Origin of the sequence: Paenibacillus sp. LjRoot56 (assembly GCF_964253335.1) — a bacterium.
Classification (GTDB): domain Bacteria; phylum Bacillota; class Bacilli; order Paenibacillales; family NBRC-103111; genus Paenibacillus_E; species Paenibacillus_E allorhizoplanae.
This window is the reverse complement of record NZ_CAXURV020000011.1, coordinates 1-8,779: the sequence shown is the minus strand read 5'-3', so window position 1 is coordinate 8,779 and position 8,779 is coordinate 1. Positions and strand designations below refer to the sequence as shown.

Below are 8,779 nucleotides of genomic sequence, written 5' to 3'. Positions count from 1 at the left end.
CCTTCGGTATATCCATAAATTTCTTCCTCTACAACTTCATATCATTGAAATGTTATCTACTAAAAAGAACTGATGGTTAAAACCTGAGAAAACGAGAGTATTTAAGAGCAAAACGTTTCTCCATAGAGGGAGGATAGTTGAAACACTCGGGAAAATTCATCTTAAATGCATGCACATGCATTATTTTTATCAATTTCAAATGATTGTATGATATTTAGTAAATACGTATGGAACTATCGCTGGGGATTTTTAACTACATAACGAATGGGGAGTACCTACACATGATAGGCGTACTAGTATTCTTTGTTTTTATCTATTCACTGATCGCTATCTTCAAACCATCTTTATTTTGGAAATTCCTGAAATCCGGCAGTATGACACGTAAGCAGGCCTCGCGTATATCCATAGGGATGTTCTTACTTCTTATCGCCGTGTACCAAGGACGTTAGTTCAATATCAACAAAAGAAGGCAGCCGACCTAGTGATCGGTTGCCTTTTCTCAACTAACGGGCAGTAGAGCGTGGTAGGAGTTTTTGCTCCATCGACCATACTATTAGAAAAATTTTACACAGACTACCCTTAAATTACCAAGCATGCTTCGAAATATTAGGTGTAATGGGAAGCAACAAATATACAAATGGTACTTTTACTCCATATTCAAATAATATACGGTATTTTGATACTAAGTGTATTTTGAATCACGGGGACTATATTAAGATTTCAATTAGACTATGTAGTTTAACAAAAGACTTGTTAAGACTTGAAGAAGTTGAAGATTATGTGGATATTGAAGAAGAAAAAGCTTGGCTTAGATTTAAACATAATGGTGTCGAATATCATTGGGACTTTCAAGTTGATAGGGCTTGGGTGGATGTAAATGTATTTGTTAAATTTTACGAACTGCTAAAAACTGTTGACACGACAATTAGTTTTACATATTTAGATTTAGGAGGACAAGATTTATTGATTGGCTGTTGTTCTGAAGAAAATTTATTGAAAATAATCGAAACTACAGGCTTGGAGTTTAAATGGTTAGTGACAGAATAATAAAGTAATAAAGGCATCATATGATCTCCGGCTGCACGCAGTCTGACGATCCCTATTTTACTGGAGTAACTGGTAGGATAGCGGGGATGCACAACAGAATATATTAGGGAAGTTGAGTGCCTTTTGGAGGTCTATGTATGAAGGAGTTAGATGTTAAGCAAATCAGCAGTTTATTGGTCGGAACAGGATTGGCTTGTGAAATTAGTGCATCATCAGATAATAATCGTGCATTCGTAAAAGTACATGTTATTGAAAATCAAAAATATTTGAATAGCCAAGATAAAAATGTTGCCCAATTTTTTCTGCGGAAGTATGAAGTTCCTGCGGATTATATTGAAAATGATTGGGACGTTACAGATGAGGTGCTTATCGGATCAGTTCACATTATTGGCATTGAAGGAATTAAACAGCTTGAGTTTCATATAAATATGTATGTAGACAATCTTTCAAGTCTTGTTGGTGAATGGAAATGTGATAATCCTTTATAATTCATAAAACTAACGTAAGAACTTTAGTTCAATCACGACATGACGGCAGCCACACGAACGGCTGCCGTTGTCCGTTAATGAAACTTGCAGGTTAACGTGGTGACTACGCAGAATTATTATTCATCATTTAGAGGATGGGTGACCGTAATGAAGGTGCTAATTAAAGAGGAATTGATCGTGTTAGTAAGGAAAATTATGAACGTTGAAGGCAGTGAAGAAGAAGTCGATAACATGATCGAACTTCTCAAATCTAGCATCCCGCTTCCTGAAGTTAGTGATTTAATTTACTGGAATGAAAATGAACTCACAGCAGAGCAAGTGGTTGAACAAGCACTAAGCTATAAGCCCATTCAGCTATAACCATTGCGCTAACGAGGAACGAGAGTTCAATTGTAATATGAAGAGGCAGCCAGCCCGGGTGGATTGGTTGCCTTTTCTCAAGTAACGGGCAGTATTAAACAATAAGGTCTTAAGGTAATCAAACAACTATAAGATAATAGAAGGACGATTGGGGTAATTTGTAGAATAAAGTGAAAAAAACATTACATCGTGAAGCGGTGAATTTACATGGAAATATTAGTAATTAGGCATGGCGAATCTGAAGATGAGACGATAAATGTAAATGAACCTTTAACAGGTAAAGGAATAGAACAGAGCAAAAAAATGTCCGTACGTGTTTTGAAGGAATTTCCTCCAGAATTGATATGGTCAAGTCCGCTACAACGTGCTAGTAAAACGGCAGAGATTTTAGCCGATACCGTTGGTTGCCCAATAAAGTATCTAGATGATTTGCGTGAGCAACAAAATGATGAAAGTGAGTTGGACTTTTATAATCGAGTCGAACAGATTTTTTCTTCCATAAAAGAGACAAGCAAACCATTCAAACGAATCGCCATTATTTCTCATGGTGGAACGATAACTAAAATCATTGGAAATTTCCTTCAGATTCCCGCAGAAAATAATGTTTGGTTCCATACCAATAACACTGGAATTCACTTCTTAGACTATCACTCCAAAGCTGATATTCTGAAATTTGCAAATAGCACAACTCACTTGAGCTAGCGGAGAACGATAGCTTAACAATATACACCAATTAGCAAGCTGCCACGTTTATCGGCAGCTTATTGCGCTAACGGGCAGTTTTGTTGAACAAAGCACTGTGCTAATATGTAAACAATGGATGTTTGAACCATTCTTTATTCTAACGATAAAATAGAGGATAAATAGGATGTCTGTCTTTGAGAGGAATTTCCGACTAAAGGTACCTGCTTTCATGGGATAGACTTCATCTGAAACTGTGATTTCTTTGGCTTTGGGATATCTCAAGGAGGCGTTTGGAATGCAGGATGACTGGGAATTTAATGAAAATGAAAATTTAGTTGAAGTGAAAAAAACGAGAAAAATTGCCTTGCTTTATATCTTGGTATTCACGCTTATTCTTGTCGCAATTGCAGGTATATCGTTGTACTTTATATCACAATTTTTTTCGAGTTTATGCGGTGCTGCTGATTGTGATTAACTTATTTAATTGGTTATTAAAGTATCGGGAAACGTTTGTTCAATATAAAACGACGACAAGGCTGCTGGCTTTAATCGGTAGCCTTGTTGACGTAACGGGCAGTTATCTCTTCAATATTGTTTGGATAATAATGATATACTGAAAATTAGCTAATATACAGTCACGAGGTGAGATTACTGAAGCAATTTGATGTAGTAAGAATTACAAAGAATCTTCCAGAATATGAAATCATAAAGGGGCAATCTGGAACAATCTTAGAAATTTATGATAGAAACAATTTTGAAATTGAAATATGCGATGAGAATGGGACTACACTATTCTTAGGTGCATTATCAAGAGATTGTCTTGAAACTGATGAGGAGCGAGAGAAACGTCAATGTAGGAAAACTGGTTCTACTATTGGAGTAATCGCCTCCTTAACTTATATCGTGATGCTAGTTTGTTTGGCTCACGGAATTGGAACATTTAATTTGTGTTTTATCTTACTACCTTCTTTACTTGCATTTCTAAGCTCACTTTTAACCAAGCCATTGTTAAATATTATAGCAACAGTATGGTTAGTACCGGCTTGCCTTTATTTTACTTTCGGTCCGTTTATACTTTTCTTACATCTTGCAGCAATTATCTTTTTGCTAATAGGAAAAAGGTCTACGCAAATAGCAGTTTAGTTTAATTAATTGCTTTTTGATTAAGTTAAGGAAAACGTTTGTTTAATGTGAAACCAGACGAGGCTGCCGGCACGAACCGGCAGCCTCGTTAAAGTAACGGGCAGATTAGTGCAGCGATCCTTTATTACAGAAAAAGGAAATGCCTCCTTTCTGACGAATAAAATACTATGATGTCATCTAGGTTTTCACTCTGTAGTGAATTGATAATGTATCATAGGAGGAAGTATTGTGGTTCAAGTCTGTAAAAAAACTGTTAGATTTTTTGTTTTTTCTCTGTCCGTACTTATTTTTGTAAATTACTTTCCATCAGATATTGCTTATTCCGAAACAGACAAAGGAGATATACTCCAGATCTCTTCTGGATATTGTTTTAATCTTGCGTTACTTACGGATGGAACCGTTTGGGCCTGGGGCGATAATACATATGGCCAGTTAGCAGATGGCACTACTGGAAATGGTATGTTTTCGGAAAATTATCGTGCGAAACCACAGAGGATTTCGGAATTAACAGATGTTACTTCTATCTCAGCAGGTTCTGAATTTTCGATTGCACTAAAACGAGATGGAACTGTTTGGTCCTGGGGACACGGTAACATGGGACAATTGGGCAATATTGAAAACATTAATGTATCACCAATAGACATACAAACAAATTGGATAAAATATGATGAAACTAAACCTGTACAGGTAAAAAATTTGGACAATGTTATGGCTGTTTCTGCTGGAGGGGCTCATACTCTTGCCTTGAAAAGAGACGGAACTGTATGGGCATGGGGAAATAATATGTCAGGAGAGGTTGGGAGCGGGGACTCACATTCAAAGCATTCTACCGCAGTTCAAGTAATTGGCCTAAGTGATGTTATTCAAATTGCAGCCGGTATAAACTACAGTCTAGCCTTAAAAAAAGACGGAACAGTATGGGCATGGGGACTGAATAAAGATGGCTCCCTAGGTACAGGTTTAATAAATGAAGGAAGTTTTGCTCCTGTACAGATTAAAAAAATGAGTAATATTAAAGCAATCATGACTCTGGGGCGAGCTTCGAGCATTGCTATTTCAAAGGATGGCTCTGTCTATCAGTGGGGCTCTGATTTGTTTAAATTAAAGGGCTCAGATCATTCATTTGTTCATTCTGTTCCGGAACTGGTACCCCAACTCACCAATGTAAAGACAATACTACTTTCATCTCAAAGCAATTATGCGGACCACTCTGTTATCATTTTGAAGAATGATGGATCCATTTGGGGACTCGGGAAGAATAATCTCGGCCAACTCGGCAACGGAAGTAACGAGGATCAGTCGGAAATGACCTTAAATTCGAAAATTAATTCTATAATTCAAGTTAGTGGAAATCGTTATTATTATGACGGTACACACACTGTTGCTCTAGACAATAATGGTAACGCATGGGCTTGGGGATTCAATCAGGTGGGGCAAGTAGGACCAGGTGGATGGAGTTTTAACGACCCCATTAAAGTATCTATACCATCAATAATTAAAGTGAGGCTAAACGGGGATATTTTATCCTTTCAACAATATCCAGAGATAATTAATGGCACAACTATGGTACCGCTTCGAAAGATATTTGAGTCGCTAGGGGCTACCATCCATTGGGAGAGTACTACACAGAGTATTTCAGCTTCAAGAGGGAATGTAACGGTGAAACTTTCAGTCAACTCTGACACGGCATATATCAACGATGAGAAAGTGCTCCTTGATCAAGTTCCAGTAATTAAGAATGAATTAACTCTTGTTCCTTTGCGTTTTATCACTGAATCCTTCGGTGGGCAAGTTATATGGGATGAGAATAACAAGCTGATAGATTTAAAGATACATTGAAATTGCGGTAAAGGATTATAGTTATACATAAAATGGAGCTGTTTCATCACGGCAGCTGCACATTAACTTTTTGTTTTTTTTTGAAAATGAATAGATTCTCCGAGGGAATAATCGGCAGTTCATTCAACTAACGGTGAACGTTAGTTCAATAATATTTATACGATTGGTGGAATTAAATGAAAAATCTACAAGGGAAAATAAATAAAACATCCAAAGGCTATAATTCATATGAAATTTTTGATGCGGATGCGTCATTTATTTTGAAGATAGCTACTGTTGTTACAGAAAAGTTTAATTTTACTCATACTAATCCAATAATTGGACTTGAACAAGTTTTCATGGATTTTGACAAAGATGGGATTAAGATTACCATTGGCTGGGATATTTGGAGCGGTTGTTTTGTTATGGCTCATGACAAATTAGGTGACAAGTGTATTGTGGAAATAGGTAATTATTTAGACGAGAGGTACATTAATGATTAGAATTGTCGTAGCGCTAACGGGTAACGATAGTTCAAACAGACAGCGGCAGTCTAGGACTTTTCCTCGTCCCAAAGAAGCCATGATATGTATAGTTATGATTATTTCTTTGATAATACGAGTTGGTTAGAGATTAAAAAGTCACAATCTCGAGGGCTAGGCCCCCCAGCTAAAAATTTCGAAGACATTTATAAAGAATTTGAAGAACATATAGAGACCGATGGATACTTTATTGAGAAATAGTAATCATCTTTTGTACCTGAACTATTAGGATGATTATGCTAACGAGACAACGAGAGTTTAATGAAAGCGAAGGGGAGGCAGAAAATGTTTAGATATGCACAACATGCATGGAATCCAACTCCAGAAGAAATTACTGTATGCAGTCGGCGTATGTGTTGACACCGGATTCGAAGTTTTGGACATGCGGTTGGATTGAGATGCAGAGTGCATGATGAAAGATTTCCTCCTAGCAGGGCATAGACTTCTTACTATTCGGTACTTGGATAGGATTCCCTTATTGTTCCGTTTTGGGCATCACAAACTGCCGATAATAGACGCTTGGAGAAGGTGCTTACGAATTACGCTACAGGAGTAACTAAGTTTCTCTTGTTCCATATTATCGAGATGTAGCTCAACTACTTCCTTAACTCCATCTCGAGATATGATGGCAGGAACGCCAATACATACGTTTCTCTCACCGTATTCTCCATCTAAGATCGCGGATACGGCGATAATCTTGTGATCATCATTTAGCACAGATCGAGTGATGAAAGCCAATGCATTGCCGATACCAAAAGAAGTGGATCCTTTAAGGTTGAATATTTCCCATCCAGCCAGTTTGGTCCGTTGCTCCAATTGATCAAGATCGACGAGACCGAATCGATGCGGATGCTGGCTTATGATCTGATGCAACGGTTTACCGCCAATGGTTACGTGTGACCAAGCCACGAACTGGGAGTCACCATGTTCACCGAGTACATACCCTTGAACGCTCTTCGGTTCGACTGGAAAGATTTCGGATAAGATCTTTTTCAGCCGTGAACTGTCGATGGAGGTGCCTGTTCCGATCACACGATTTCGGGGAAGACCGGATAATTTCCATACGATATATGTAATGATGTCTACAGGATTTGTGGCAACAAGGAAGATTCCGTTAAACCCGCTTTGGATGATCGGTTGAATGATATTCTTCATGATATGAATGGAAGATTCCATCAGATCAAGACGGTTCTGATTTTTGTTCATGCTTGCCCCAGGTGTCAGAATCACTACATCTACATCCCCACATTGATCGAAATTGCCCGCAAATACCTTGGTCCGCGATTGAGTGAAGTCCATACAGTGAGACAGGTCTAATGCTTGAGCCAATGCGTAGTCTGGCGTGCGATTAATAAGCATCAATTCTTCGCAAACGGACTGATTAATTATGGCGTAAGCACAGTTTGAACCAACTAATCCCATCCCGACAATAGCGACTTTTCTCGGTTTCCAAGCCATAGTTACCGTCCTCCTTCAAACAAATAACGCTTGGTATATTATATATGTTGTTTTGGTTGTAATATGTGACTAAACATGACGCAAAACCACGATTTTCGGTTGATAAGTAATGTTTTCTGACATGGACATCCGGTCTTTGTTGGAAATGAAATTGTAAAACCTTCGAGATCCTGTCAAAGATCAGTAGCATGCTTTTTGGCTGGGTGGCGTTAAGTTAACGGGCAGTAGAGCTCGGTAAGAAGGGAGGAGCTTATCGGACGCGCGCCGATGCTCCATTTTACTTTTTTAAGAATTAATGGGCAGCATATCATCAGAAAAAGCACCGCGTGTATCTGCGATGCTATACCTGACGGTGTCACTCCCTAGTAGACACTCGGATTAATCGAAATAAAATTAACACCTCGTTCTCCTGTGGGTCATTTATTTGGAAATTGCATATTCCAGCCTTTCAATCCTTCGCTGATTCTATCTTCATAAGCTGTTTTCTGCCCAAACGGTGAGCTGTGCCAATACAACAGTATCGTATTTTTATTTTGCCAAACAATCGGGACAATCATGTTGTACTGGTCTTTTTGCTTCTTAAAATCAGCAAAACCTTTATCCCGCTCTTCGTTCGACTTGAATGTATAGATAGAGATATGCTCTTTTGTTTGAACACAATCTTCCGTTGGACCACAGGAAAGATAATAAGTTTCAGGCGACTGTCCGTTTAATGTCCAATCGCTTCCGTCATAAGGATTAAGCGTAATATGACCCGATTGAAACAACATATCTTTAATCACAGCAGTTGACACTTTCGTTCCTACAACAGGTTCAGGCGTTTCCTGCTTGCCACAAGCTACTAATGCCATCACTATCACACATAAAAATACAACTAATTTAAACTTCATCCATAATTCCTCCATGCTATTTTTTCTTATACCTTACTAACGAGAAGTAGTATTTTTTGTTACATATCGCCATTTGGTAAATTAAGCAACTTATTACCGTTAAAGCGGAGGATTAAGCTCCCTCGGTATGATTTAATTTCCTCACGCAAGCTCGTCTATTCGCAGGATTTCATCCTTTAGATATCAATGATAAATGAAAGATAGCGAGATATATTAGGATGGGTCGTTAAAAAGGCATGCGGGAACAGAGGTGGAGTTAAATCACCCAATTCATTCCAAATGCTGCACGTATTCTCCACGATGCCCTTAGTGATTTTCACTCCCATGTCTCAACGGGTCAAGCGCCCTA

Annotated in this window: 11 protein-coding genes; 9 read left to right on the top strand and 2 right to left on the bottom strand. The window is 38.2% G+C overall.

Annotation, left to right across the window (positions count from 1 at the left end):
• Positions 1-281 precede the first annotated feature (281 nt).
• From ACSQ8O_RS36695 to ACSQ8O_RS36655, 9 genes are all read left to right on the top strand, one after another.
• Complete coding sequence (locus ACSQ8O_RS36695; RefSeq protein WP_436245757.1) at positions 282-449, top strand: hypothetical protein; 168 nt, start codon at positions 282-284, stop codon at positions 447-449.
• 166 nt (positions 450-615) lie between these two features.
• Positions 616-1,047 carry a hypothetical protein gene (locus tag ACSQ8O_RS36690; RefSeq protein WP_436245756.1) on the top strand — a complete coding sequence of 144 codons (432 nt, stop codon included), beginning with the start codon at positions 616-618 and terminating at the stop codon, positions 1,045-1,047.
• Between the two features lie 137 nt (positions 1,048-1,184).
• Complete coding sequence (locus ACSQ8O_RS36685; protein WP_436245755.1) at positions 1,185-1,535, top strand: hypothetical protein; 351 nt, start codon at positions 1,185-1,187, stop codon at positions 1,533-1,535.
• Between the two features lie 147 nt (positions 1,536-1,682).
• Entirely contained in the window at positions 1,683-1,895 is a 213-nt protein-coding gene (locus ACSQ8O_RS36680) for a bacteriocin immunity protein (protein WP_436245754.1), read from the top strand.
• Between the two features lie 207 nt (positions 1,896-2,102).
• Positions 2,103-2,597: a phosphoglycerate mutase family protein gene (locus ACSQ8O_RS36675; RefSeq protein ID WP_436245753.1), complete on the top strand. Its 495-nt coding sequence runs from the start codon at positions 2,103-2,105 to the stop codon at positions 2,595-2,597.
• A gap of 277 nt (positions 2,598-2,874) precedes the next feature.
• A complete protein-coding gene (locus ACSQ8O_RS36670) occupies positions 2,875-3,054 on the top strand; it encodes a hypothetical protein (protein WP_436245752.1) in 180 nt (59 codons plus the stop codon).
• Between the two features lie 167 nt (positions 3,055-3,221).
• Positions 3,222-3,722, top strand: a complete 501-nt coding sequence (locus ACSQ8O_RS36665) for a DUF4926 domain-containing protein (protein ID WP_436245751.1) — start codon at positions 3,222-3,224, stop codon at positions 3,720-3,722.
• Positions 3,723-3,950: 228 nt separating this feature from the next.
• Positions 3,951-5,561 (top strand): stalk domain-containing protein, encoded by a 1,611-nt coding sequence (locus ACSQ8O_RS36660; protein WP_436245750.1) that lies wholly within the window; start codon positions 3,951-3,953, stop codon positions 5,559-5,561.
• Positions 5,562-5,737: 176 nt separating this feature from the next.
• Positions 5,738-6,043: a hypothetical protein gene (locus ACSQ8O_RS36655; RefSeq protein WP_436245749.1), complete on the top strand. Its 306-nt coding sequence runs from the start codon at positions 5,738-5,740 to the stop codon at positions 6,041-6,043.
• 534 nt (positions 6,044-6,577) lie between these two features.
• Here ACSQ8O_RS36655 and ACSQ8O_RS36650 read toward each other — a convergent pair.
• Complete coding sequence (locus ACSQ8O_RS36650; RefSeq protein WP_436245748.1) at positions 6,578-7,540, bottom strand: L-lactate dehydrogenase; 963 nt, start codon at positions 7,538-7,540, stop codon at positions 6,578-6,580.
• A gap of 416 nt (positions 7,541-7,956) precedes the next feature.
• Positions 7,957-8,430: a hypothetical protein gene (locus tag ACSQ8O_RS36645; RefSeq protein ID WP_436245747.1), complete on the bottom strand. Its 474-nt coding sequence runs from the start codon at positions 8,428-8,430 to the stop codon at positions 7,957-7,959.
• Positions 8,431-8,779: the final 349 nt, after the last annotated feature.

Bases quoted from the DNA above. Each gene is read 5' to 3' on its own strand.
- ACSQ8O_RS36695 (WP_436245757.1), top strand. From the start codon at position 282: ATGATAGGCGTACTAGTATTCTTTGTTTTTATCTATTCACTGATCGCT.
- ACSQ8O_RS36690 (WP_436245756.1), top strand. From the start codon at position 616: ATGGGAAGCAACAAATATACAAATGGTACTTTTACTCCATATTCAAAT.
- ACSQ8O_RS36685 (WP_436245755.1), top strand. From the start codon at position 1,185: ATGAAGGAGTTAGATGTTAAGCAAATCAGCAGTTTATTGGTCGGAACA.
- ACSQ8O_RS36680 (WP_436245754.1), top strand. From the start codon at position 1,683: ATGAAGGTGCTAATTAAAGAGGAATTGATCGTGTTAGTAAGGAAAATT.
- ACSQ8O_RS36675 (WP_436245753.1), top strand. From the start codon at position 2,103: ATGGAAATATTAGTAATTAGGCATGGCGAATCTGAAGATGAGACGATA.
- ACSQ8O_RS36670 (WP_436245752.1), top strand. From the start codon at position 2,875: ATGCAGGATGACTGGGAATTTAATGAAAATGAAAATTTAGTTGAAGTG.
- ACSQ8O_RS36655 (WP_436245749.1), top strand. From the start codon at position 5,738: ATGAAAAATCTACAAGGGAAAATAAATAAAACATCCAAAGGCTATAAT.
- ACSQ8O_RS36650 (WP_436245748.1), bottom strand. From the start codon at position 7,540: ATGGCTTGGAAACCGAGAAAAGTCGCTATTGTCGGGATGGGATTAGTT.
- ACSQ8O_RS36645 (WP_436245747.1), bottom strand. From the start codon at position 8,430: ATGAAGTTTAAATTAGTTGTATTTTTATGTGTGATAGTGATGGCATTA.